General features: G+C 59.8%; 21 protein-coding genes and 2 pseudogenes. 2 read left to right on the forward strand and 21 right to left on the reverse strand.

Going from position 1 to position 26,296, the window contains the following annotated elements:
• Nucleotides 1–39: 39 nt before the first annotated feature.
• Nucleotides 40–1,389, forward strand: a complete 1,350-nt coding sequence (locus tag C8J33_RS13055) for a thymidine phosphorylase (RefSeq protein WP_132664619.1) — start codon at nt 40–42, stop codon at nt 1,387–1,389.
• A gap of 334 nt (nt 1,390–1,723) precedes the next feature.
• Here the strand turns inward: C8J33_RS13055 and C8J33_RS13060 are convergent, their stop codons facing one another.
• The 13 genes and pseudogenes from C8J33_RS13060 to C8J33_RS13120 all read right to left on the reverse strand — a co-directional run bounded on the left by C8J33_RS13060 (nt 1,724) and on the right by C8J33_RS13120 (nt 13,647).
• Complete coding sequence (locus tag C8J33_RS13060; protein ID WP_132664670.1) at nt 1,724–2,680, reverse strand: ABC transporter ATP-binding protein; 957 nt, start codon at nt 2,678–2,680, stop codon at nt 1,724–1,726.
• Between the two features lie 107 nt (nt 2,681–2,787).
• Nucleotides 2,788–3,813: an ABC transporter ATP-binding protein gene (locus C8J33_RS13065; protein ID WP_132664620.1), complete on the reverse strand. Its 1,026-nt coding sequence runs from the start codon at nt 3,811–3,813 to the stop codon at nt 2,788–2,790.
• 4 nt (nt 3,814–3,817) lie between these two features.
• Complete coding sequence (locus tag C8J33_RS13070) at nt 3,818–4,789, reverse strand: ABC transporter permease (protein ID WP_132664621.1); 972 nt, start codon at nt 4,787–4,789, stop codon at nt 3,818–3,820.
• A gap of 10 nt (nt 4,790–4,799) precedes the next feature.
• Complete coding sequence (locus C8J33_RS13075; protein WP_245507172.1) at nt 4,800–5,849, reverse strand: ABC transporter permease; 1,050 nt, start codon at nt 5,847–5,849, stop codon at nt 4,800–4,802.
• Between the two features lie 99 nt (nt 5,850–5,948).
• Nucleotides 5,949–7,646, reverse strand: a complete 1,698-nt coding sequence (locus C8J33_RS13080) for an ABC transporter substrate-binding protein (RefSeq protein ID WP_245507173.1) — start codon at nt 7,644–7,646, stop codon at nt 5,949–5,951.
• Nucleotides 7,647–7,712: 66 nt separating this feature from the next.
• Nucleotides 7,713–8,606, reverse strand: coding sequence for a proline iminopeptidase-family hydrolase (locus C8J33_RS13085; protein WP_132664622.1), 894 nt, complete (start codon nt 8,604–8,606; stop codon nt 7,713–7,715).
• Between the two features lie 23 nt (nt 8,607–8,629).
• A complete protein-coding gene (locus C8J33_RS13090; RefSeq protein WP_110802206.1) occupies nt 8,630–9,220 on the reverse strand; it encodes an ANTAR domain-containing response regulator in 591 nt (196 codons plus the stop codon).
• The gene (locus C8J33_RS13095; protein WP_132664623.1) at nt 9,217–10,368 is read right to left on the reverse strand and encodes a transporter substrate-binding protein; all 1,152 of its coding nucleotides are present in this window, start codon (nt 10,366–10,368) and stop codon (nt 9,217–9,219) included. Before C8J33_RS13095 ends, C8J33_RS13090 begins: the two co-directional genes overlap by 4 nt.
• A 375-nt stretch (nt 10,369–10,743) precedes the next feature.
• Nucleotides 10,744–11,004: pseudogene (locus C8J33_RS13100) on the reverse strand (ArsC/Spx/MgsR family protein); the annotation flags it as partial.
• Nucleotides 11,005–11,019: 15 nt separating this feature from the next.
• Nucleotides 11,020–12,060, reverse strand: a complete 1,041-nt coding sequence (arsB, locus tag C8J33_RS13105; RefSeq protein ID WP_132664624.1) for an ACR3 family arsenite efflux transporter — start codon at nt 12,058–12,060, stop codon at nt 11,020–11,022.
• Nucleotides 12,060–12,587, reverse strand: a pseudogene (locus tag C8J33_RS13110) (arsenate reductase ArsC). The gene arsB and the pseudogene C8J33_RS13110 overlap by 1 nt, the downstream one beginning before the upstream one ends.
• Nucleotides 12,584–12,943: an ArsR/SmtB family transcription factor gene (locus tag C8J33_RS13115; protein ID WP_132449589.1), complete on the reverse strand. Its 360-nt coding sequence runs from the start codon at nt 12,941–12,943 to the stop codon at nt 12,584–12,586. Before C8J33_RS13115 ends, C8J33_RS13110 begins: the two are co-directional and overlap by 4 nt.
• 275 nt (nt 12,944–13,218) lie before the next feature.
• Complete coding sequence (locus C8J33_RS13120) at nt 13,219–13,647, reverse strand: sulfatase/phosphatase domain-containing protein (protein ID WP_132664625.1); 429 nt, start codon at nt 13,645–13,647, stop codon at nt 13,219–13,221.
• A 197-nt stretch (nt 13,648–13,844) separates the two neighbouring features.
• Between C8J33_RS13120 and C8J33_RS13125 the strand changes: the two genes are divergently transcribed.
• Entirely contained in the window at nt 13,845–15,806 is a 1,962-nt protein-coding gene (locus tag C8J33_RS13125; protein WP_110802193.1) for a putative bifunctional diguanylate cyclase/phosphodiesterase, read from the forward strand.
• Between the two features lie 209 nt (nt 15,807–16,015).
• On the opposite strand, the gene C8J33_RS13130 is transcribed toward C8J33_RS13125, so the two are convergent.
• The 8 genes from C8J33_RS13130 to C8J33_RS13165 form a co-directional block, all read right to left on the reverse strand.
• Entirely contained in the window at nt 16,016–16,786 is a 771-nt protein-coding gene (locus C8J33_RS13130; protein WP_132664626.1) for an ATP-binding cassette domain-containing protein, read from the reverse strand.
• Between the two features lie 19 nt (nt 16,787–16,805).
• A complete protein-coding gene (fhuB, locus tag C8J33_RS13135) occupies nt 16,806–18,812 on the reverse strand; it encodes a Fe(3+)-hydroxamate ABC transporter permease FhuB (protein ID WP_207904035.1) in 2,007 nt (668 codons plus the stop codon).
• Nucleotides 18,809–19,735 (reverse strand): ABC transporter substrate-binding protein, encoded by a 927-nt coding sequence (locus tag C8J33_RS13140; protein WP_245507174.1) that lies wholly within the window; start codon nt 19,733–19,735, stop codon nt 18,809–18,811. Before C8J33_RS13140 ends, fhuB begins: the two co-directional genes overlap by 4 nt.
• Before the next feature lie 10 nt (nt 19,736–19,745).
• A complete protein-coding gene (locus C8J33_RS13145) occupies nt 19,746–22,166 on the reverse strand; it encodes a TonB-dependent siderophore receptor (RefSeq protein ID WP_132664627.1) in 2,421 nt (806 codons plus the stop codon).
• Between the two features lie 118 nt (nt 22,167–22,284).
• A complete protein-coding gene (locus C8J33_RS13150) occupies nt 22,285–23,289 on the reverse strand; it encodes a FecR domain-containing protein (protein WP_245507175.1) in 1,005 nt (334 codons plus the stop codon).
• A 67-nt stretch (nt 23,290–23,356) separates the two neighbouring features.
• Nucleotides 23,357–23,860 (reverse strand): sigma-70 family RNA polymerase sigma factor, encoded by a 504-nt coding sequence (locus C8J33_RS13155; RefSeq protein WP_132664629.1) that lies wholly within the window; start codon nt 23,858–23,860, stop codon nt 23,357–23,359.
• Between the two features lie 494 nt (nt 23,861–24,354).
• A complete protein-coding gene (locus C8J33_RS13160) occupies nt 24,355–25,245 on the reverse strand; it encodes an ABC transporter permease (protein ID WP_110807862.1) in 891 nt (296 codons plus the stop codon).
• Between the two features lie 46 nt (nt 25,246–25,291).
• Complete coding sequence (locus C8J33_RS13165; protein WP_110807893.1) at nt 25,292–26,242, reverse strand: ABC transporter permease; 951 nt, start codon at nt 26,240–26,242, stop codon at nt 25,292–25,294.
• Nucleotides 26,243–26,296: the final 54 nt, after the last annotated feature.

Genomic DNA, 26,296 nt, shown 5'->3' on the forward strand with positions numbered 1-26,296 from the left:
ACGAGCAATCTCATCACCAGCTGATCGAAAGGATATCAGATGTCTGTCGCATCACGGCCATTCCTGCCTCAGGACGTCATTCGCAGGAAACGCGATGGCGAAACCCTCGATCAGCGGGACCTGAAACAATTTGTCGATGGCACGGTCAGCGGCGCGGTGAGCCAGGCGCAGATCGGTGCCTTCACGATGGCGGTCTATCTCAATGGCATGTCCAGACAGGAACGGATCGACTACACACTTGCCATGCGCGATAGCGGTCGGGTGATCGATTGGGCAACGGTCGGCCTTGAGGGGCCTACGATGATCGACAAGCATTCCAGCGGCGGGGTCGGCGACGAAAAGGTCAGTCTGATCGTAGCACCTCTGGTCGCCGCTTGTGGGATCCGCATGCCGATGATTTCCGCGCGAGGTCTTGGACATACCGGCGGTGAAATCGATCTGCTGGAAGCCATTCCGGGATATGACACCGTACCGACCACCGCGGCTTTCATGAACACCGTCAAGGATATAGGCTGCGCCATCATCGCGCCGACACCGGATCTTGCTCCGGCCGATAAGCCGATCTTCTATGCTCGTGACGTCTGCGCGACGGTGGAGAGCATACCGCTCATCACGGGCTCGATCATGTCGAAGAAACTGGCGGCCGGTATTAACGGCCTGGTGATGACCGTTCCGTTCGGGTCGGGTGCCTTCATGAAGACGGAAGCCCGCGCCGTAGAATTGGCTGAGAGCCTCCTGGATGTCGCACGCGGCGCAGGAGTGCCGATGACCGCCCTCATCAGCGATCTCACCCAGGTCCTGGGAGACAGCGTCGGCAGCGGTTTACAGATACGTGAAGTTATACGCTTCCTAACAGGCGAATACCGGGAGCCCAGGTTGCTGGAAGCCGTTCTTGCGCTCGTCTCCGAGACGTTCGTCATGGGAGGCCTTGCCGCCAACTTGGAGACCGCTCGCGGAATCGCGTGGCAGCACCTCGAAGACGGATCGGCCAAAGACCGCTTTGCGCGCATGGTCTTGGCTTTCGGGGGCCCGGCCGATCTCGTCGATCTTCCCGAGAGGTACATAAGGGATGCCCCTGTCATCCGTCCGGTCTATCTGGAAAAGACAGGATTTGTTAGCCAAATGGATTGCTATGCGATCGGCAGCGCGCTGCTTGGCATCGGAGCCAGTCGCACGCGCCCTCAGGATGATATCGATCACACGGTGGGAGCGTCTTCCTTCGCATCGGTCGGCTCCACGATGGATGCCACTCATCCTTTTTGCATCCTACACGCGCCATCCGAAGACGCATGGGAGCGGTGCTCCGAGGCACTCACTGCCGCGGTCAAGTGCAGTGTTACGCCAGCGGAGCCTCTGCCCGTCATTCGATCGCGGCTCAGCACCGACTGATTTAGATCGCTTGCCCACTTGCTCTTGAACCAATACGAAACGGCGATCCAGATCGACACTATGGTTCATGAGAATGTTGAAAGGAGCCTTCTCCCTTAAGCTGTTCGACCCCACAGATCATCTACTGAGAGGATGCGATGCGAGGTGCTGAATGCAGGGGACAGCTTTAACGCCTCTTCTAAGCCTAAAAATTCCTTATCCGCACTGTAAATAGACCGGAATGGTGACGGGTACGGGACGCTTCAGTACCGCGTCCATTATCGCGAGAGATCCATCAAGAACATTGCCAGGAGTTCGAAGCCCTGTTCGGCAGGAAGCTACGCGTTGATGCGCATCAAGCCAGCGGAAAATGGCAGGCGACGGAGCGTTCATTCGATATGGCTGTCAGCGGTGGGCGAACCTCTCGACAGACGGCCTGCGCGTGTGGGCACCGGGTTGAAAACTTGCAGCCTGCAGGCGGGTCAAGCGGGCTCGGGATTTCACCGGTGAGCAGGATCCGCCCTCGCCGGCTCCGGTTATGCGGCTGTGGAATCGCAGATAACAAGGCTTGCGTGTAGGGGTGGCTAGGGCGTGCATAGAGTGCATCGGTCTCGCCCGTTTCGACGATGGAGCCAAGATACATAACGGCCACGCGGGTAGACACCTGGCGCACAACGGCCAGATCGTGAGCGATGAAGACGTAGGTAAGGTCCAGCTTTTCCCTCAGCTCGCTGAACAGATTGACGATCTGCGCCTGCACCGAGACATCGAGCGCCGATACCGGCTCGTCGGCCACGATCAGCGTCGGCTCCACCGCAAGTGCCCGGGCGATACCGATGCGCTGGCGTTGGCCACCCGAGAACTCATGGGGGTAGCGATCGAGATATTCCTGGCGCAGGCCCACGAGGTCCATGAGTTCGCCGAGCCGCTCCTCGATGCCGGCGCCCTCGCGGATGCGGTGAACCTTCAGTACTTCGGCAAGCACATCGCGCACCCGTCGGCGCGGATTGAGCGAGGCCGAGGGGTCCTGGAAGATCATCTGGACCTTGCGGCGTACCGGCTTCAGCGCCCGCGTATCCGCCTTGGTGATATCAGAACCCTCGAAGCTGAGCGTGCCTCCGTCGATGTCGTAGAGCCGGGTGAGACAGCGGCCGAGCGTCGATTTGCCGCTGCCGGATTCGCCAACGAGGCCGAGCGTCTCCGCCGGAAAGACATCAAGGCTGATGCCGTCCACGGCGTGAAGCGTGCGCCCGGAACCAGGTCTGAACGTCCGCCCGACGGTGAAGGTCTTGACAAGCGACCGCGCCGACATCAGCGGCACCCGGGGCGAAAGGCAGGTTTCGCCAGTGCCGCGTATCGAGGTGTCGGGCGCGGACGGACCTGTTGCCCGGGACGCAACGTTCGAAGGGATGGACGGCGTCATGCGAATTCCTCAGGCGACAGGACGGTGCGCCGGAGCGCGCTTCGCTCCGGCTCTTCCAGAACGCAAAGGGCGGCCTGCGTGCCGATCTTGCGCAGCGGCGGCCGCTCCAGGCAGGCGGGTCTGGCAAAGGCGCAGCGCGGTGCAAACCCGCACCCCTCGCCAATTCTGTCGGGCGTCGGCGGCATGCCGGGAATGGACTTCAGCCGGGCGAGACGCGGGCCGGTCAAAGGCGGAATCGAGCCCATCAGGCCCCAGCTGTAAGGGTGGAGCGGGCTTTCGAACATCGCCTCCGTCTCTCCGCGCTCGACGATGCGCCCGGCATACATGACGGCGACGCGGTCGGCGACTTCGGAGACAACGCCCATGTCGTGGGTGATGAGGATGATGGCCGAGCCAAAATCCTTGCGCAGGCGCAGCAGGAGATCGAGCACCTGCGCCTGCACCGTGACGTCGAGCGCCGTGGTCGGCTCGTCGGCCACCAAGAGCGCCGGATTGCAGGAGAGCGCCATGGCGATCACGGCACGCTGCCGCATGCCGCCCGAAAGCTGGTGGGGATAACGGTCGACCGCTTCCTGCGGATTGGAGAGACCAACCTCGCCTAGGAGCTCGACCGCCCGCTTCTTCGCAGCCCGGGCGGAGATCGCATCGTGGGCGCGGATCTGTTCGGCAATCTGCCAGCCGATCGTATAGACAGGGTTAAGCGCCGTCATCGGGTCCTGCGAGATCAGGCCGATCTCCCTGCCGCGGATGCGGCGCAGTTCGCCCGGGTTGAGATCGAGAATGCTGCGCCCGCGGAAGGCGACCATGCCGTCGACGCGCGTCGTCTTGCGGTCGTGGAGGCCGAGCAGCGAGAGCAGGGTCACGGACTTGCCGGAGCCGGATTCGCCGACGATCGAGAGGATCTCCCCCTCACGCACCGAAAAGGAGACGTCGCGGACGGCCTTCACCATGCCGCGGTCGGTGGCAAAGGAAACGGTCAGGCCGTCGACGTCGAGAAGGATGGGTTTTTCCGCTGCGGTCATGGCTTCAGCTCTCCCGGACGCGCGGATCAATGAGGACATAGACGACATCGACCAGCGCATTGGCGGCCACCACAAAGAACGAGGCATACATAACGGTGCCGAGCACCATCGGCAGGTCGAGATTAAGAAGTGCCTGGTAGGTCAGCCGTCCCACGCCGTTCAGCCCGAACACGACCTCCGTCAGCAGCGCCGAGCCGCCGACGAGCACGCCGAAATCGAGACCGAACATGGTGACGAAAGGGATGAGCGAGGTGCGCAGCGCATGGCGGACCATGACCCGCGTGGGGCTCAAGCCCTTGGCGCGCGCGGTGCGGATGAAGTCCTCCTGGTAGGCCTCCACCAGATTGGCACGCAGCACACGGCCGTAGATGCCGATATAGAGCGCCGCGAGCGTGAACCACGGAATGATCAGCGTCTTGAACCAGCCCCAGGGGTCGGTCAGCAGAGGCTTGTAGCCGAGCGAGGGAACCCAGGAGAAGAAAACCGTGTCATGGAAGCGGCTCTGGGTCATGAGGTTCATGACCTCGCCCAGCCAGTAGACCGGCATGGAAACCCCGATCAGCGCCAGCACCATCAGCCCGCGGTCGAGCAGCGTATCGCGCGACAGAGCCGCGACGACGCCGACGAAGATGCCGCCGATGACCCAAAGCACGGCGGCACCGGCCACCAGCGACAGGGTGACGGGCGCCGCCTGCGCGACGGCCGGCACGATGCGCATGCCCCGGTTGACGAAGGACGTCAGGTCCTGCGTGACGAACAGGCGGTTCATCATGATGACGTACTGGACAGGCAGCGGCCGGTCGAAGCCGAAGTCCTTGCGGATGGCTTCAACCGTTTCGGGAGACGCATTGCGACCGGCGAGACGCGCAGCCGGATCGGACCCCGGCGTGGCGAAGAAGATGAGGAAGACGAGCGCGGAGATGCCGATCATAACGAAGAGCATCTGGCCGAGGCGCTGGAGAACGGCAAAGATCATCGGCGTTCCCTCAGACCAGTTTCGTGCGCGGATCGAGCGCATCGCGGATGCTGTCACCCAGCACGTTCAGAGACAGGACGGTGAGTGCGATGGCGATGCCGGGCGCCAGCGCCACGGCAGGACGGGTGTAGAGCAGCGTCTGTCCATCCTGGATGATCGTACCCCAGCTAGCATCCGGCGCCTGTACCCCGATCGACAGGAAGGAAAGCGAGGATTCCGTGATGATGTTCAGCGCCATCATCAACGGCACGAAGACGATCAGCATGGTGGACACGTTGGGCAGGATATCGTTGACGAGGATGCGCCAGGCGGGGATGCCGAGGCCCTTGGCCGCCAGCACGAACTCGCTCTTCTTCAGCGCCATGACGCGGCCGCGCACGGGGCGCGCGACATAGGGGACGTAGATGATGCCGATGATGACGATGGGCAGCAGGAGGCTGTCCCCGGTGATCTCGATCGGCCCGATGACGATGCCGTGCGACAGAAGAACGATGGAGAGCGATATGGCGAGGAGATAGACCGGAAAGGCCCAGAGGATATCGAGGATGCGCGAGAGGATCTGGTCGGTGATGCCGCCGAAGAAGCCGGCGGTAATGCCGATGACGGCCGCCAGCACGAGACAGATGACGGTGGCGGATGTCGCGATCAGAAGCGAATTCCGCCCGCCATAGAGAAGTCGCGCGGCAACGTCGCGTCCCTGCGTATCCGCGCCGAGGAAGTATTGCGCGCCGTAGGTCGGGCCGATCGGGGTGACGCCGAGGCCCAAGCCTTCCGTGGAGGCCTGCATGACCTTGACCCGCTTGCCGTCGACCGTGATGCGCGCCGAAAGGTTCGATCGGAACGGGTCGCTCGCGGCGACATAGCCCGCATAGAGCGGCGCCGAAAGGCTGGAGACCACGATGAGGACGAGCACGATGGCTGCAAGGACCGTCGGCTTGTCGCGCCGCATCAGCAGCCAGGCCCGGCGCCATGGGCTTGCTCCCACCCGCTTGCCCGCCGTTTCGTCCGGCATATCAGGAATGAAGGCGTCGGGGGAGGCGATGTCGGACGGGATGCTCATGGCACCTCCTGCAGGCGTCTGGCGATCGGGGACCGCTGAAGTCTTGACGGGACCGTCCAGCGGCGTGGAGCCTTTAGGGCCGCACGCCGCTGGGCTTTTCTACTTCACCCAGGACTGGGCGATGTTCCAGCGGTTCTGCTTGTTGAACACGTAGTTCCCGAGGCGGGCGGAGGTGAAGTTCACGCTCTTCGGCGTGAAGAGCGGGGCCAGCGGCGCCTGCTCCATGAAGCCCTTGTCAACCTCTGCCCAGAGGACGTTGGCGGCGTCCTGGTCGGTCAGCGCCGTGGTCATCGCCTGCTTCATCTTCGCGTCCAGTTCCGTGTTGCAGTAACCGGCAATGTTGACGGATGCGTCCGAGCCCTTGTTGAACGAGCTGCAGGACAGGAGCACATTCAGGAAGTTGGAGGCAGCGGGATAATCCTGGTACCACTGGCTGACGCTGATCTGGACATTATTGTTGGTGTTCTGGATATAGGTGAACTGGATGTTTGGCGAGATCGCCTTCATCGACGCGTCGTAGCCGAGTTCGGTGAGGACGCTGGCGATATAGGTGCCGATGCCGCGGGCGACCGCGTTGTCCTCGGCAATGATCGTGACCTTCTGGCCCTTGGTGCCGCTCTCGTCCACCAGCGCCTGCGCCTTCTCCATGTCCGGCTCGGACCAGCTTTCGCCGGGCGCCTTGGTATAGAGGCAGCTATCAACGTGGCCGGGGAAGTCCGGCGGCAGGATCTGGCAGACCGGCTGGGCGAGCACGTCGCCGCCGAAGAGGCCGACGAGCGCATCGCGATCCAGCGCATAGTTGACCGCCTGGCGCACCTTCACATTGTCGAAGGGGGCAAGGTTGGTGTTCATCGGCGCATACCAGAAGGCGGCCAGCGGATCGATATGCACCTGGCTTGCATATTTTGCGCCGATCTCCGGCAGGCGGTCGGAGGGCGGCGTGTCGAACATCCAGTCGATCTGCCCGTTGATGATGGCGTTGATCGCCGCTTCCTCGGTCAGGCCGAACTTGTAGACCACCTCGTCGGCATAGCCGTCCGGCTGCGCATCGACGCTCCATTCCTTGAAGGAAGGGTTGCGCTTCAGCACCATTTCGGCGTTCGGGTCGTAGCTGGCGATCATGTAGGCGCCGGTGCCGGGGATGGGCGTGGTGCCGGCGTCGGCCAGCGGTGCGTCGGCCGGCAGGATCGAGGCGTGGGGCACAGCGAGCTTCGAGAAGATCTCGGCGTCCGGTGCAACGAGGTTGATCGTCACCGTTCCAGCCGTGTCGTCACCCGTCACACCGCCTTCCAGCGTGCAGCTTTCCGGCGTCGCGATGCAGGCATCGGCCCCGACGATGCCGTTGTAGAAGCTGCCCGTCGTCGGCCCCTTGATCTTGAAGATGCGCTGGAACGAGGCGACGACGTCGGCGGGGGTGACGTCCTTGCCGTTCGAGAACTTGATGCCTTTGCGGATCTTGAAAACATAGGTCTTGCCGTCATTGGTGGGCTCCGGCAGGGCCTCCGCGATCGATGGCACGATGTCGAAGCCATCGGTGCCGGCCGCCTGCTTGAACTTCACGAGACCGTCATAGGTCATCTGGAATATCTGCCAGAACTGGGCCGTGTAGTTGATCATCGGATCCACGGTGCCGGCGGCAGAGACGGCGGCGAGGGTGATGGTGCCGCCGCGATGCTCGCTCATAAGGGCCGCGCGATCCTGCGCCTGCGCGGCACCGCCGAGCGCCGTCTGGGCGAGAAGGCAGGTCGCGAGCATGGTGCCCGCGTGTCGTGTCAGCTGTTTCAGGCGAATGGTCATGATCGTCGTTCCCTTGTTGTTATGGTTTTGGCGTTGTCATGCGTCTTTATGCTTGTGGCTGGACCGTCAGGGTGCCGTTTCCGCGAGGAAGGCTCCCACCACAGCCATGCAGTCTTCCCGTTCCTCCACATGCGGCATGTGGCTCGACTGCTCGAAGATGGTCCAGCGGACGTCCGGGATCTCATCGGCATAGGGCTGGACGCAGGCTTCCGTCGCCTCGTCGAAGCGGCCAGAAATAAGAAGCGTCGGCACGGAAATGGTCGAAAGACGGCCGACAATCGACCAGTCCTTCATGGTGCCGATGACGTGGAACTCGTTGGGGCCGTTCATGGTGTGGTAGACGGTCGGGTCCGCAGCGATCGCATCGAATGTGCGCTGGACCTCCGGCGGCATGGGCACGACGCGGCAGACATGACGCTGGTTGAAGACATCGGTCGCTGCGGTATAATCCGCGCTGTCCGTCGTTTCCGCACGCTCGTGCTTGAGAAGGGTTTCCTGCACGTCCTCCGGCAGCTCCCGGCGCAGGCGGTTGGCCTCCGAGATCCAGGTGTGCATGGAGGCCGGCGAATTGGCGATGATCAGAGCCTTGAGGCCTTCCGGCCGGTCGACGGCAAATTCCGCACCCAGCATGCCGCCCCAGGACTGCCCGAGCAGGCAATAGGCCTGGCGGATGCCGAGATGGTCGATGAGGTTGTGGAGTTCCGCCTTGAAGAAGGAGACGGTCCAGAAGTCCCCACCCTTGTCCGGGAGATGCGTCGATTGCCCGTTGCCCACTTGGTCGTAGTGGATGACGGCGCGGCCGGTGGCGGCGATGTCCTTGAAGCTGTCGACATAGTCATGCGTGCAGCCCGGGCCGCCATGCGCGACGATCAAAGGCGGCCTGGGGGACGACAGGTCGCCGGTGACCCGATACCAGGTCTGGTATTCGCCATAGGGTGCAAAACCTTCGATGATCTCCATCGTATCCCTCTCCTTGTCCATGTTCAGGCACCGCTGCGGGTGTGTTTGTCATTGCGGCAGATGGCCTCGGCCGCATCTTCGATTGTCATGCCCCAGTCCATGGCAACGGAGCGCAGGCGCTTCCATGCCGCGGCCTCGCCGCCGCCTTCGTTCTGGAGCAGGTGCAGGATGGCCCGCACGACGATCGGGCGCTGGCGCAACCGGTCTTCGAGCACGCGAATATTGTCTGCCTGTGCGCGAACCTGCTCGTAGGCGTGCGATGCGATGAGGAGCGCGCTGTAGGCACCGGTCGAGCCGATGGGTTTGAGCAGATGCGCGTTGGAGCCCTGGTCCAGTGCCCATTCGATCCGTCCCGGCGCTTCCGATCCGATCAAGGCAATCATCGGCATTGGCGCAAATCCCCGCGGCCATGGGAATTGACCGTCATGTCCCATGTCGGCATCGAAGAACACGACGTCGGCCACAGCCTGGGCTTCGTCGAGATGCGGCCAGCAGACCGTGACCCTGATCTGCAGGAGTTCAAGCTGGCGCCGCAGGGCATCCACCGAAGGATGATCGCGATGCAGGATGACGGCGCGCCATTGCGCGAGAGGTGGTCTGTTCCGGCGCGTCATTTGACCACCTTCAGCGTTACCGGATGGGGGGCGGCCACCCTCTTCATCAAGGAGCGGACGAGATAGGGATCGGCCGAGATGACCTCGTTGGCACTCTGGAGCAGGGTAAAACCACCGTCTTCGTCTGATAGACCCAGGTGCGGCCGGAATGCCGCGTGATGGGTGCGGGGATCGATCCCGATCGGCCCCACGGGCGTGTCGAACAGCCTGGATGTCGCGATGCTTCGTACGGCCTCTGGTGCATCCGACCCGGCATCGGCAATTGACCGAGCAAGGATCGACATCGCCATATACGCCGACATGAAGGGTGTTGAGATCATCCGGCCAGCACCTTGACGCGCGGCCATACGCGCCTTGAAGGCTTGATTTTCAGGCGTTTCCAGCCGATCGAAATAGATCGACGTCGTAACGTGGCCGCATCTCGCCTCGGGGCTTAGACCATCGAGATCGCTCTCCGACAGATTGCAGGCAACAATCGGTGGCGCATCAGGCTGGTTTTTGCGAAAGGCGCCGTAAGCCTCGATAAAGGCCGTTGCCGACTGGCCGACCAGATTGCTGAAAATGAAGTCCGGCTTCTTCTGCTGGATTTCCGTGACGAGATGATCGACCTCTGTGGAGCCGAGCGGTACGTACCGATCCGAAGCGACCTGACCTCCGGAAGCCTCGGTGATTTCCCGGGCGATACGACTGATCTCCCAACCCCAGATGTAGTTCGAGCCGACGATAAATGGCCGGCGACCATAGCGCGGCAGAACATAGTCAAACAAAGGCAGCAGGTGCTGGTTCGGACATGGGCCCAGATAGACAACGCTGTCGCTCGCCTCGTAGCCTTCATAGGGAAAGGCGTACCACAGAAGCGCTCCATTACGCTCCACGACCGGCAGCAGATCCTTGCGGCTCCACGACGTGAGGGTGCCGATGATGTGTCGACAGCGGAAATCGCGGATCGCGGACTGCCCCAGACCGGCATATGCCTCTGCCCGACCGCCAGGATCGTCGATCTTGGCGGCAATCGTGAAGCCATAGGCGGGATCTGAATTGATCTCTGCGACCGCTGCCATTGCTCCGCTCACCGCTTCGCGGCCGACAGCCGCATAAGGACCGGTGGTCGAATAAAGGATGGATACCGGCACGACATTCAGAGACATTCGCAGGAAGCTCCTTTCTTGATCCAAGCGTGCTACGGTTTACGTCCCAACATTCGCATCAAGGCCGCTGAAAACAAAAAAAGCCCCGAACCGCGTCGAGCGGTGTTCGGGGCTTAATTGCCAGCGGCGTAAAACGCCATTTGTTGACGCAACGCTAAGGCAAGCATCGATTTTAGTCAAACATATTTTTTGCTCATTTTTTACTCATCCCCCTGCCCTTCCTATCGCTTTATGGCATTACGACCGGATAGTCGCGGCCGAAGCTTCGAAGTAGAGGCACGCCCCGCCTTAAGTCTCAACATGGACACTCAGCCACGAGAGATGCGTGTGCAGGCCCGACGTGAGCGGCCAAAAGCCTATGGAGGGGAAGCCTGCAATCAGGATCGGGACCTTCAGCATGGCGTCGAGCAGTTGGTCGTCGGAAAGATCCGGATTGTCGAGACCAAGTTCGGCATAGGGCGTACCCTTCTCGTGGATCGCCTCTCGCACGGTAAGGCCTGCTTCAGAGATCATCGTGGCAGGCGTCGTTTTCGACGGCGGATGCTTCACATAGTCGATGACCGTGGGTTCGATCCCGGCATTGCGGATCAGCTCCAGCGTGTTGCGCGACGTGCCGCAAGCAGGGTTGTGGTAGATGGGGCTTCCATGGTCTCAGACCTTTCTGATGGTAGCGGCATGGGTGCGGACGGCAGCCCCGCGCTCGTACCAGCCCTTGCTGCCGTTGACGATCCAAACCACCGACAGCATCACCGGCACCTCGACCAGCACACCGACAACGGTGGCAAGGGCCGCGCCGGAAGTGAACCCGAACAGGCTGATGGCGGCCGCCACGGCCAGCTCGAAGAAATTCGAGGCCCCGATCAGCGCCGAGGGTCCTGCCACACAATGCTCCTCGCCGCTCACGCGGTTCAGCAGATAGGCGAGACCTGAGTTGAAGTAGACTTGGATGAGGATCGGCACGGCCAGGAGTGCGATGACGGTCGGTTGCGCAATGATCTGCTCACCCTGGAAGCCGAACAACAGTACAAGGGTGGTGAGCAGCGCCACCAGCGAGACGGGTTGCAGGCGGCCGGCCATGCGTTCGACATCGGTGTTGCGGCGCACGACCTGAGCCACGATCACCGGGAGCACGATGTAGAGCAGCACCGAGAGGATCAGTGTATCCCAAGGCACGGTGATGGCAGACAGGCCGAGCAGGAGGGCGACGATTGGGGCAAACGCCACCACCATGATCGCGTCGTTCAGCGCCACCTGACTCAGCGTGAAATGCGGCTCGCCCTTGGTGAGGTTCGACCAGACGAACACCATGGCCGTGCAGGGCGCCGCGGCGAGGATGATCAAGCCGGCGATATAGCTGTCGATCTGCGTTTCCGGCATGTACGGCCGGAACAGCCAGCCGATGAAGAACCAGCCAAGCAGCGCCATGGAGAATGGCTTGACCGCCCAATTGATGAACAAGGTGACGCCGATGCCACGCCAGTGGCGGCTGACTTGAGCCAAAGCAGCAAAATCGATCTTTAGTAGCATCGGGATGATCATCAGCCAGATCAGCACCGCCACCGGCAGGTTGACCTTGGCGACTTCAGCCGCACCGATGGCCTGGAATACGCCCGGCATCAGGTGCCCGAGGCCGATGCCAACGACGATGCAGAGGGCGACCCAAAGGGTCAGGTAACGCTCGAACGTTGACATCAGACGACCTGACCTTGCGGGAAGGTGCTGCCTTCCAGGTTGCCGATCTCGCGCAGGCGGGTTTCCAGCGCCACCTTGTCGACCGAGGTCAGCGGTAGGCCCAGAAACGCGGAGATACGGTTCTTGAAAAAGCGCGCGGCCTTGGAGAATGCCCGACCCTTCTCCATCTCGGTGCCTTCGACGGCGGCCGGATCCTCGACACCCCAGTGAGGGGTCATCGGATCACCGAGCAACACCGGCAGGCTTCGCCGGAAGCGTTGTTTCAGACCGTGAAGAAGAAATCCATGCCGGGCGCCGGGTGCGGCAAATTCATCCCAGGTCTTCGAGCGGAAATCCGTGGACTTGTAACCGAGGGCGCGCAATCTATCGAGGGCCGGCGGGTGTACCTGCCCTTCGGGCTGGCCCCCTGCCGAATAGGCCCTGAAGCGCCCCTTCCCTTCGCTGTTGAGGATAGACTCGGCGAGGATCGAGCGGACGGAATTGCCAGCGCACAGGAACAGCACGTTATAGACGCGGTCGGTGGTCATTGCAGGTTCTCCGGAGCGGACGGGGCGCCGCAGGGGGTGAGAGCAGTAATCAGGGGCGCGCACAGTTCGGCGCTGCCGCCGCAGCAGTCCTTGATCAGGTAGAGGGTCAGGTCGCGGAGCGTGTCAATCTCGGCGCGGTAGATGATCGAGCGGCTGTGGCGCTCGCCTTTAATCAGGCCGGCACGCGACAGGATCGCAAGGTGCGCAGACATGGTGTTCTGCGGCACGCAGAGCAAGCGGGCGAGTTCACCAGCAGGCACGCCCTCCGGTTCGCGGCGGACCAGCAGCCGAAAGGTGTCTAGGCGGGTGGATTGGGCAAGGGCGGCTAGCACTTCAATAGCGTTATTTGATTCCATAAATCCAGATTACCGGATATATGGCTCATGTCAAACGTCTCCACTCTGCGCATACGCGTGTCGCGATCTTTCAGACTCGCTGAAGACGCTTTAGGTCCTTGTTTTTCCGCATGTCGTGGTCGCAGAACCGCTGCACACTATTGCGCAACGTGTTTTATGTCTTGTCGAGGCTGTGGCGGTCAGCTGTCCGAATGGAGAACGCCGTCCTTTGCCATGAACCAAGTCAAAGACTCGTCCTCATGACACATCCTCCAGGTCAGGAGGCGGTCGAGACCTTAATTCAAAAGAGACCGGCACGCAGGGTCGGTGGCACGGTTGACCATCTCGCCGGGATCGTCGGACAGGTCGAAAAGAACGGGCGGCATTCCGGCGAAATGAACGTACTTCAAGGTTGTGGGTCGTACGACCTGCAGATTGCAGCGATCCGAGGGAAGCGAAAATGCAGTCTCGAAGCGCTTCGAAATGATGTTGCGGAAGTCGTAGCTCCAATGCGCCTCGTCTCGCCAACCGGACGGAACCTCGCCGTTGCAGAAAGCGAGAAAGCTGCGACCGTCCGCATTTCCGGGGACGGGAAGTCCCGCTGAGGCGACCAGCGCCGGTGTGACAGGCATCGCGGCAACTACCTTGTTTTCGCTGTATAATCTATCAGGTCCGTTCCGAATAGGAATGGAAATGGTTGCAAGCGCAATCGTCAAGACCCGCATGGATGGCGACGTTCCACACCATGCCTCCATGGTTGTTGAAACTGTCAGTCACCTGGACGTGGTCGCGCTTTCCATCGGCGGCCAAACTGCGACCTCTCCATCCCCCAGGTCTCGGTGATGACCGGAGATGTCCTTTAAAACAATGCTCACATTTGCTACCTATGTTCACGATACGATGGTAACGGTTAGGCGTCAGCATGAGTGCGGCTACGGAAAATCTGGCGTATCTCAAGCAGCTTATTAGTGCCGATCAACTCAATGCTGTCCGGCGCAGCGTGCTGATTTCTATACCTATCAATATCGCCCTCGCCACGATCATCATGGTCGTGACTATATTCTACGGCCACGTCTTTCCCGGTGTTATCTGGTTTCTCGGAACCTTAATTATCAATGGTTTGCGGATTGCACTTTGCCTTTCCCCCCTACCCGGCGCACCCGCTACGGGCTTGCTGGCATGGCTCAGTAGACTTTCCGTGAAGCGCCACCTTCAGATCGCTGCGGTTCTGGCATTCATTTCCGGGCTGATTTGGGCAATGATGCCACTTCTATGCGAATGGTATACATCACCACAATCCACTTTCTACCTCGTCGTCATATGCGGAATCACAGCGGGCGCAGTCACCCATGGCAACGCCTATGCGACCATTCCCACGGCTTTCATTTTGACGCCACTACTGGTTATGGCGGGGTGCCTGGTCTATGCTGGCGGGATCGATCGTATTGGTCTGGCCCTCGCAACATTCCTGTACCTCGGTGCCTTGATCCGCTCCGCCCGTGAAAGCCATGCCCTCTTCTATGAAGGCAGCCGACGGAAAAACGAAGCGACGGCTTTGGCAGGATCGCTTACTCAGGCCAACGTGCGCACTGCAGAGCTTGCCGAAGAAATGCACCGTCGCGCCGTCCACGATACGTTGACGGGGCTCCTCAATCGCGCAGGTTTTGCTAGTGAAGTGGAGGCACTTAATTCAGGTCCGCATAAATCGATGTGCCTGATGATCCTCGATCTCGACGGTTTCAAATCCGTCAACGATGTGTTCGGCCACCTTGCCGGCGATGAAGTGCTGATAGAGGTCGCATGGCGGCTACGAGATACACTGCCCAACAGCTTCACCATCGCCAGGCTGGGAGGTGATGAGTTCGCCGTCGTGTTCGATCCGGAGGCTGACAGGGCTAGACCCGACCAAATCGCCGATCAGTTGATAGCGGCCATTGGACAGCCCTTTAAGGGCTTCGACGCCGGTCGTGTCGGCGTCAGTATCGGTATTCACCAAACTCGGGATCGCAGCGGCTTTTCCGAGATGATGATCTGTGCCGATAGTGCTCTTTACGCCGCCAAAAGCGCTGGCCGCAACCGACATTACATATTCGATGAACAGCTTGATAACCGTTTGAAAATGAAGCGCGACATTGAGCGAGACCTGCCCAGGGCTTTGGCAACTGAGCAATTGTACATGGTGTTCCAGCCCATTATGGGCCAGGGCGGTCACCGCCTCACCAATTTCGAGGCGTTGCTGCGCTGGGATCACGCCAAACACGGACCCGTCCCACCAGGAGATATCGTTGAAATCGCTGCGGTTCTCGGCTTGTCGGAAGTTCTCATCCAATTTATCCTGAGGCAGTCAGGTGTTCTGATCGAGAAACTCAGGGGGCTTGGGCAAAACGAACTTTGGGTGGCCATCAATGTGTCCCCGCGCGAAATGTCACGCCTGCCGATCGACGATTTTGTGTCTCAAGCCCTGAAACAATGGAACGTTCCAAGCTCCATGCTGGAAATCGAGATCACGGAGGAGACAGCCATGGACACACGTGCGGTCCAAGGTAAACTCGCCGTGTTGCGACAGGCTGGGGTCCGTCTTGCTATTGATGATTTCGGCGTAGGCTATTCCTCACTATCGTCCTTACGAAACCTACAGGTGGACCGCATCAAGATCGACAGGTCCTTTGTCACCGACCTGATGGCTTCTGCGGCCGATCGGGTGATGGTGCAAGCCATTATCAATCTTGGCCGCTCGCTTGAAATAGACGTCGTGGCAGAAGGTGTGGAAACTGAAGACGTAAAGGTCATGCTGCAATCATTAGGCTGCAGTACCATGCAGGGATACCACCTCGGGCGGCCGGGCTCCCTTCAGCAGGCCATCGAGCATTGTCGGGTAAAATGAGAAACTGCGCCATAGCGAAGTGAAGACCTGCCGCTCGTGTCGAAACGAGGAGAGATGCCGCGTTTCAACGAACTCGGTGCGCGGGATCGTGGCAAAGTTTAACATTGCAAATGTCACGATCGCCGAGATGCGGCGCGAACTAGGGCCTGGTATTTTTGGCCCATGCGGGCATCGCGATATGGGCGAAAAGCCGGCGCTTGCCCCGCTCACTATGACGCTACAGCAATTGCATGCCCGGTGGTGGGATGGATCATCACCTCCATCGGAAGCCCGTAGATGAACTGCAATTGTTTGGGCGTCATGATCCCTTCCGGCGCTCCACGCACAACAATCTTACCAGAATGCAGGGCGATAACTTCGTCGCAGAACCGGGCAGCCATATTGACGTCGTGCAAGACCAATACGATGGAAAGTCCTCTGTCTTTCGAGAGCTTTTGCACAAGGGAAAGGACGTCAATCTGATGGGAGATGTCGAGCGCCGAGGTTGGCTCGTCAAGCAACAAACACTCTGCATCTTGCGCGACCAGCATCGCGAGCCAAACACGCTGACGCTCGCCGCCCGACAGCGTATCGACCAGTCTATCAGTCAACGAACCAATATCGGTCAGCGCTACTGCGTCGGCGACCTTGTCACGGTCAATCGCTCCGAAACGTCCAAGTGCACCATGCCAAGGGTATCGACCGAGGGCGACCAACTCCCTGACAAGCAGGCCCGATGTCGCCGGGATGTGCTGCGGCAGGTAGGCGATCTTGCGCGCCAATCGACGTGCGCCCCAATCGTGTAAGGGTTTTCCCTGAAACAGGACCATGCCCGCGCTCGGTCTGACCTGATTGGCCAGGATCTTCAGCAAAGTCGATTTGCCGGAGCCATTATGGCCGATAAGCCCGATCGTTGTTCCTTTCGGCAAATCGAGCGAAAATCTATCAAGAAGCGTCCTGTCGCCCATGCGCAAAGTAACGCCCGCCAGCTTGAAATTCATGTCACATCATCCTGTCCGGTCATCGTCGTTCGCTTCTTTGAATGAGCCACAAGAGCAGTGGCCCGCCAATGAATGCAGCCAACAAACCCGGCGACATCGGCCATGGCCATATGATATTGCGCCCCAGCCAGTCGGAAAACACCATCAGCAATGCTCCGAACAAAGCGCACCCAATGACGGAGTCAGCCATACGGCGAAATCCGGCTATTCGGACAAGATGCGGGATCATGAGGCCCACAAAACTCAATGGGCCTATGACGACCGTGGCCGCCGCTGTCCCGACAGACGCCGTGACAAGCGCCAGTGCGCGCGATGTCTTCAAGGGAACACCCAGACCGCCAGCCAATCGGTCACCGAGCGCGGACAATTCGAGCCAACGGTGACCCATGACGCCGGACACGAGCGCAAGGAATGCGACCACGCAGACCGCGATGGCCTCGTCGATGCCCACACCACCCGTCGATCCGGAAAACCAGCTCAACAGGGCGGCAGCTTTCGGCCCTCCACCCGCCAAGACCAGAACGAGCAGCGCGTTCGTCGTGCTGCCGAGACCGACGCCGATCAGCAACGTGCGCTCAGGATCGAATGCGTTGCGCCACGACAAGAGCACGACAACACCGAGCACGACGAGTGCGCCAATGGACGCGACAGCGAATTTTGACCAGATGCCGGCGACCGGTAACAGGATGATGGCGAACGCCAGACCAAGGCCGGCCCCATGGCCGATACCGAGCAGGTCGGGACTGGCAAGCGGATTGCGCAGGCTACGCTGCAAGATAAACCCGGAGATCGCCAGACAGGCACCTGCGCCGGCGGCTGCAACAATGCGTGGCAGACGCCATGTGAGAGCCGTCTCGATATCGGACGGCATGCCGATATGCCATCCGGTTTGCGACTGCCCGACAAAAAATGCGAGAATGAGCGTGACGAGAAGAAGGAACACCAATGCGCCCGTCAGCCTTGCCGTAGGCCTAGGTTTGACAAATGACGGCGTGACCGTCTCGCTATAGTGCAGCGACGGCTTGCGGTGACGCAGGGCAAGGACGACAAGCAGTGGCCCTGTCAGAAGTCCGGCTGCTGCACCGACGGGAATATCGCCAGCGTATTGTGACAGAATGCGGACAAGCTGGTCGGCAAGCAGCAAAAGAACGGCACCGGTCACAGCAGACCGCACAAGTCTGGCCCTGGTCTGCGGCCAAAGCACCCGTGCCAGAGCCGGCGCTGCAAGCCCGATAAAACCGATGATGCCGAAACTTGCGGTGACGAAGGCGGCAAGCATCGATGCACAGGCCAGCGCAAGGACCTTCATGGTTGCGGATGAGACGCCGAAGGCTTTCGCCGTTCCATCCCCGAGCGACAGGAGGGCTATGGGCCGCTGCATGAGAAAAATGGCCGCCGACACGATGGCAACCTGCGGAAAGAGCATCCTGGCGCCGTGCCAGCCGCTTTGTTGCAACGATCCGGCCTGCCATCGCAGAAGATCGGTGAGAAAATCGTGGTTGAGCAAAACGAGGAGAGCATACAAAGCTCCACAATACAAATTGACCACCACCCCTGCCAGAATAAGGGTGTGGGACGCCATGCCGCGCCCGAAGGCGACACCGAGAACCAGAACAAGTGCAAGTCCGGCGCCCGTCAGCGCAACGACCTCGGGGCCGGAACGCCACAATGCGGGTGCATACAGAAGGCTTGCCGCCAAGGCCAGACCGGCACCGGATGAGACCCCAAGGAGGCCAGGCTCGGCCAGTTGATTGCCAAGGATTTGCTGAAAAACGGCGCCACCCAGACCCAGTGCGAACCCGGCGACAAGAGCCACGACAATACGCGGCAGCAGTCCGTAAAACACCAGAGCTTCCGACGGTGCCGAGACCTTGGCCGAGCTGAGAAGTTGCCACCAGTGTGAGGGCGGCAGGGAATGAGCAAGCCCGTTCAGGGAGAGTGCCGTTGCAGCAATGGCGAGCAGGAGAAAGACGATGTTGCCCCTCAGCGTTAGGCTTTGGTGCGTGGTTATCGCAACGCTTCTCATCGGCCCGCTCCTTCAAGCGCCGCTGTGATGGCCTCGGCGAGGTGCAAAGCGGAGACACAGCCGCCGAATGGATAGAACTGCTCGATCCAACGCGTGCGGCCCTGCCTGACAGACGGGAGCGACTGCCAAAGGGCACTTGTTTCGAGTGCCTTAGTTGTCTGATGCCTGAGTGCGGGAATATCGATCAGGACAAAAATCGCCTCGCCTATATCGAACAGAGCGTCGAAACCGGTCTGAAAAATGCCCGCCGCATTGACCGGCCCCTGCCAGGCATTCTCAAGCCCCAGCCGTTGTAGCACGGCCTCCGGCAGGCTGCCTTTTCCATAGATCACCACGCCACGACCTGTCTGGTCAGGCAACAGGACGCAGATGCGACGGGTGGACACTGGGAGCCGCGCACGCAGGGCCGAAATGCGCTCCAGCCCTTGGGCAGCGACGGCATCCATACGGGAAGGCTCCAGCCCCGCTGCCCCACCCGCATGCCGTAAAATGTCGATGGTCAGATCGTAACGATCGCCAGAGACGGCTTTTTCCGGCACGATCTCGACGCAAGCGATCTTCGCGATATCCGGTGTCATGATGAGACTGGAGCTGTTGATCAAGATGAGGTCGGGTGCAATGTCGGCGAGCAGTTCGCGGTTGATCTCCCAGAACGGGCCGACATCCCGCACATCGTCGGGCAGCGGCAACGGCATTCTCTGGCGGAAATATCCCGTATCCGAGACAGCCGCGGGTACAACACCCAGCGCAAGTAACGATTCCGCTGCAGACCAGTCTATCGCGACAATGCGGGCGGAGCCTGCGGACGCAAAGGCATTGCTGCGCATCCCAGCGATCGAGAAGAGCGAGAGAGCCAGAAAATGCCGACGTGAATGCAGGCGTTTTCCGGGCGGCGAACCACCCGGAAATATTGCGTCTGTCATAGCCAAGACCTTAAAAGTTCACCTTAAGACGGCCGATGACGCTGCGACGATCACCCTCGTAGCAAGAAACGCTATCTTCGCAGGTCGTGTAGTAGCTCTTGTCGAACACATTGGTGGCGTTGACCGAGAAGGTTGCGTTTTCGGTCACCTTGTAGCTGGCACCCAGATCGATCAAAGTGCGGCCATCGACCTTCACGGTGTTGGCATTGTCGCCGAAGCTATCTCCGACATAGCGCACACCGCCGCCGATCGACAGGCCTTCGAGCACCCCGTCATCAACCGTGTAATTGAGCCAAGCCGACGCCTGATGTTCCGGCACGAGATAAGGTGTCTTTCCAACGAAACCGGAATTGTCCCGCGTGATCTCTGCGTTGGTCCAGGTATAGGAACTCGTGAGATCCCAGCCACTTCCAAGGCTGAATTTTCCTTCCACTTCCACGCCGCGCGACTGCACCTCTCCGGTTGCCACAGAGAAGCCAGTGGTCACACCGGCGCCGTTCCGCTCAGGTGTCAGAATGTTCGACTTTACAATATCGAACCAAGCGACCGTAAACAGCGCATCGATTCCCACCGGTTCATATTTTACGCCAACCTCCCACTGACGGCCGGTCGACGGATCGAAGCTGTTGCCGGAGGACGAGATACCCGTGTTTGGCACAAAGGATTGTGCGTAGCTGACATAGGGGGCCACGCCCCACGGCGTCTTGTAGGTAAGCCCCGCCCGACCGCTGAAATTGCCGACATCGACAGACGGATTGGTATTCGAGAGCTGGTTGGCCGTATCGATATCAACCCAATCGTAACGACCACCAAGCGTCGCGATCAGGTTATCCGTCAGATTGATACGGTCCTGCGCATAAAGCCCGATCTGCTGATACGTCTCTTCGTAGTCGGCAAACGCCGTGGTCGGCTGCCGGATACTGACACCATAAACGGGGTTGCTGGGGTCGAGCGAGGGAGCCAATCCTCTATAGCGCTTCACATCCGCCTCCGACCGCGCATAATCCAGACCGAGCAGCAATTCATGCGCAAAAATTCCGGTGTCGAAATTCGCCTGCGCCTGATTGTCGATCGTCAGCGCGTCGAGGCTCTCATCGAACCTGCGCGTGCCACGTATCAGGTTTCCGGAAGCATCCATTCCAGTGGCTAGAAGATTGTCGAGCGTGAAATCGGCTCGACCGTAACGGAGGTTCTGACGAACGGTCCACGTATCATTGAACCGATGGGAGAACTCATAGCCGATCGTCTGCTGTTCCTGGACACTGTTGTTGAAGCTGTGATCGCCGATCAGAGTATTTGTCGGCGTGAACATGAGGACTGTGCCGCCGCTCTTGTCGCGCAGCGCTTGCCCGCTGACGGTCAGCGATGTGTCTGAATCGGGCGCCCATGTTATCGACGGCGCGATCATGAACCGATCATCGCCGATATCGGTACCATCGGGATATTGGAATTGCGTGTTGCTGTTGCGAGCGACGCCGGTCACGCGATACATGATGGACTTGTCATCATTCACCGGACCACCCAGATCAAACCCGACCTGCGCGCGCTGGTGGCTGCCATATTCAAGTTCGACTTCCCTCACGGGCGTGTCTGTCGGCTTCTTCGAGACCTTGTTGACGATGCCGCCAGCGTCACTTTGTCCGTAAAGCGACGATGACGGGCCGCGCAGCACCTCCACCGATTGAAGCTGATATGGATCGGTGCGGAAGAAACTGTACCCGCTCGAAATCTGACGCAGGCCATCCAGATACGAGCTGGTCGACTGGGCGTTGAAACCACGCATCAAAATCCAGTCATAGCCTTTGGGATCGGGACCATAGGTTTCGATCGTAACGCCAGGGACGTAACGCAGGATTTCGGAAACGGATTGCGCATTCTGTGCCTCGATCTGCTTTCGACCGACGATTGAAATGGACTGCGGCACTTCGGCCAGCGGTGCATCCGTTTTTGTCCCCGTCGCGCTTCTGGTGACGACATAGGTGTTTTCACCGTTTCCGGCCCCGTTCACCGTGATGGTCTCCAACAGTGTCGAACCATCGGCTGCGACATTGGCACCTGGAACCAACGGGCCGGAAGCGGCAATGGCCGCGGTCGTCGCGTTGGGGAAAGAGTAGGTCAGACCGGAACCCCTCAGGATGCTGGCCAGCGCCTGCTCCCGTGTTCCATTGCCCGAGAAGCCGGGCGATGATTTTCCAGCGGCAATCGATGCAAGATAGGTGACCTGAAGGCCAGTCTGGCGACCGAAGGACATCAGCGCCTGATTGAGCGGGCCGGCATTGACGGAGAAATTCGTCTGCGCCGCAGCCTGTGCAGATGCCGTCTGTTGCGTCATGCCGATGGCAATACCCAGACTGGTGCTCATCATCAGCGCGGCGATCAGCGCTCTGCGCGTATCATTTGTTTTGCGTCCGTTCCCCGACAGCTGCCCCATAGCCCATTCTCTCCTGCTCGATCGTGTTGCAGGGGTGCATGCCGCAAAATTCGAAATTGCAACCCCTGTAGCTATTACAAACGGGGCACCGTTTTTTTCTGCTCTCCCTGAATTATTTTCAGACGGGCGAAATAATCGTCAGGTATGACGATACGCGTCTAACCCGTGCACCTGCCGGAAGCACAACGGCCTCAAGCGCACGTTGCGGATTTGCAAGATCAAAAAGACCGCTGACACGCCGCGATTCGACAAACGGGTCTGCAATGATAATTCTGCCAGGATACCATCGGCCAATTCTGGCGACGAGGGCAGCAACGGTTTCCTGCTCGGCAGCAATGATATTGTTGCGCCAGAGAGCGGTCTGCCCCGGTTCGCGCATGCCACGCTCGATGGTGTTCGACGAGGGTTCAAACGATATCCACTCCCCTGCCCTCAACCTCTGCCCGCTTTCGAGCGAAGAGATAGATGCGCGAGCCTCGACGATGCCGCGGTCGACGGAGACGGTCAGAATACCTGCATCATTGGCAACATCGAATGCCGTTCCAATTGCCGTTGCGGTTAAACCGCCGGTCTGAACTGCGAATGGTCTGCGAGCATCTCCAACGACATCGAAAAACGACATACCAGAAAGAAGCTCGATGCCGCGCTTTTCGGGCGTGTAATCCAATGCGAGGGCACTGTCCGGTCCAAGCGTCGCAACGCTTCCATCCGGGAGTTCGAAGCGGCTGATCTCCCCCTTCCCGGTGATGTAATCCGCCTTCGCGCGAAGAATGGCAGAGGGTCCATAGACGGTTCCGGCCAACGCCGCGCCAAGACCCACTGCGCCGCCTATGACCAAATGGCGGCGCGTCGGCGCCAGGCTCTCCCTTTTCTCGGCTTTCGCGCGGTCGGTCAGAACTTTGCCGCTCATGCCGTAAGCATCGGCCACTCTGGACCATGCCGCCTCATAGTCAGGGCCACGCTTGCGCCATGTCCTGATCATGTCAAGGGTGACGGAATTGCCGGGGTCGACCTGCAAGCGAATGACGAGATCGATAGCCTCATCAAGCAATCTTTGGGGGTCTTGTGCGGCAACGTTCATGCGTATGGTTCCGGTTTCATGCGCCGACAGCAATGCCGGCATACGTTGTTGCCCTTACCATCTAGTACAATTGAACGGCCGCGATTTTCTCTTTTCCCGTCAAAATAAACTATAGCCCACTGGTTCGGATGACAATGTGCCGATAGGCATCGCGGATCAAAGCCCAGGTTCGCGAGGTGGACAGACCAATTTCCTGGCCGACTTGACTCATGGTGAGCTCTCCCAGTCGATGCAATTCGAACGCGCGACGACTGCGGTCCGGGAGCTCTGCAAGTGCCGCTTCCGTCAGTCTCAACCTTTGCCGATCATATACAACCGCGTCTGGCAGTGGAAACGGATCGGCGATGTTCGCAACGGCTTCGTCGAAACTGTCGATCTTGTCGAACAAGCGCTCACGGCGCTGGTGGTTTATGCCCAGATTGCGCGATACCTGGTAAAGATAAGCCGCCGGATTGGAATTGGTGATATTTTCCGCAGGTGGCGCAATCAAGACGCGTAGAAACGTATCCTGGGTAATGTCCGCAGCTGTTTCTTCGCTCAGCCCCCTTCGGCGCAAAGAGCGGGTAATGCCATTTGCGTGGCGAAGGAAAAGCTTGTGCAAATCCCAAGCCACTAACGATCGCCTTTTTTGACCGAGCGCAGAAGGTTCATCACCAACCGCCGGGTCGCCTCTAGAGCCCTGAGACCGGGATGACGTGTCGTGAGCGGGTGATAAAGCGTCATTTTACCCATGTTGGCACTTTTGGTCAGCATCCCGCCGTTATGGTAGGAGGTGCTCGTGCTTTAATCCCAAACGAAAATTCGTTGCAAGCATCGTTACTTAGAGGGATTCTAAAGGTACTTCGGTACGCAATCTCCAGCCGAAATAAAATATGTGTAAAAAACTCATGTTTCCCATGGGTTAGGTTTAGATACCACCATGACGTGATCAGTTGCACAAATTTTCAACCGCCGCCAATTCACCCACTTCTTATGAACACGTTGCAACTATGCAACTAAGCGTCAGACTCTGTCAGCGGTAAATGGACTTCCGTTTTCGCGCCAGGCGTCGCAGTGGCATACCATAGGATCATATCGAACGGCGAAAACAGGGTCACCCGTCGCACCTCAGTTCAAATCGCTGCGAGCATCGAGCGCGTCGCGCAACCCGTCGCCGATGAAGTTGAAGCTGGTCACGGCGAGCGTAATTGCCACGCCCGGAACGATGGCCAGCCAAGGTGCCTTATCGAGATATTGTTGTGCGCCGTTCAGCATATTGCCCCAGCTCGGCAAGGGTGGCTGGATGCCGTAGCCAAGGAAGCTGATGTAAGCTTCCATCAGGATGGCGCGCGCCACCGTCAGGGTCGCCGCCACGATGATCGGTCCGATCGCGTTGGGCAGCAGTTCGCGGAACATGATCCATGCATTCGGCAGACCCAACATGCGGGCGGCCAGGACGAAATCTCGTTCCCGTAGCGAGCGCACTTCCGCTTCGACCAGACGCGCGATTTCCATCCAGCTGGTCACAGCGATGATAACGGTAATCATGAAGGGGCTTGGCTTGACGAAGGCGGCAAGTGCCAAGAGGAGGAAGATGCTCGGGAAAGCCAGGAAGGCATCGACGAAACGCATCAGAACCGTGCCGAGGCGTCCACCATAGTAGCCGGCCACGACGCCGATCACCGTTCCGATGACCGTTGACAGCACCATCGCAAAGAAGCCGACCAAGAGCGAGATGCGCCCGGCATTGAAGAGGCGGGCTGCAATATCCCGGCCGAGCGGATCGGTGCCAAAGATGTGGTAGCCGGTCAGCGGCGGCGCAAAGCGGGCGCGCAGATCGATGTACAACTCATCATAGGGCAGAAGATAAGGACCGCAGACGCAGGCAAGGACGAGAAGCGTAATCATGGCCACGCCGACCACGGCCAGCTTGTGGCGCGCAAAGCGACGAACCGTCCGGTTTTGCCAAAAGCGAGGTGTCGGGGGGAAAGACGAGGATGGAAGCGTTGCAGCAGTCATGTGAAGATCCTTTCGACAGTTGACACGTCTGATCGCGGAACCCTGCCTATCCGAGCCGGATACGCGGATCGACGAGCGCGACCAGAAGGTCTGCAAGCAAGCTGCCGAGCAGCACGAGAATGGCCGAGAACATCAGAAGGCCCATCACCACCGGATAGTCGTGATAACCGAGGCTATCCAGAAACAGGCGCCCCATGCCCGGCCAGGTGAACACCGTCTCGGTGACCAGAGCCCCGCCCAGGATCGTTGGCAACTGCAGGCCAGCAAGCGTGATCATCGGCAAGAGCGCGTTTCCGACGACATGCTTCATCAGGACTCTGCGCGGGGTAAGCCCTTTGGCACGTGCGGTGCGAACGAAATCCTGATTGATAACGTCGAGCGTCGCCGTGCGCATGTAGCGGCTCCAGACGGCGATATTGACGAGAGCCAGCACGATGCTGGGCATGATCAGATGAATGGCGTAGTCGTAGAAGGACTGGTCGCCGATCGTGTACATGTTGCCGGCAGGCAGCCATTTGAGCTTCAGCGCAAAGACGTAGATCGCAACAAGCCCGAACCAGAAGGTCGGGATCGAAAGCGCGATCATGGCTCCGACCGTCGCCGAGTAATCGAATATCGAGTATCGCTTCGTCGCGCCCTTGATGCCGATCCAGGTGCCTATGAGGATGGAGACGACCGTGGACGAGATCATGAGGAGCAGTGTTGCGAACAGATGCCCGGAGATGATGTCGAGAACCGGCCGCTGGTCTCGATAGGACTTGCCCCAGTCACCCTGCAACAGCCTCCACGCCCATTCCAGATACTGAATGGGAAGGGGGCGATCGAGCCCCATCTGACGGGCGATGCGATCGAGGGCTTCGCGGGTCATGCCGGGCGTCAGCGCAAATTGTGACAAGGGGCCGCCGGGCGCGAGATTGAGGATGGCAAATCCGATGATGGAAACGAGCAGCAGCAGGACAAGGCTCTGCCAAAGTCGCTGAAGAAGATAGGACAGCATGGTCATACTCCACGTCCGCCGATGGACACGACAGACATCGGCAAGGAGGGATCG

Source organism: Rhizobium sp. PP-CC-3G-465, from assembly GCF_004343445.1.
Taxonomy (GTDB): Bacteria; Pseudomonadota; Alphaproteobacteria; order Rhizobiales; family Rhizobiaceae; genus Ferranicluibacter; species Ferranicluibacter rubi.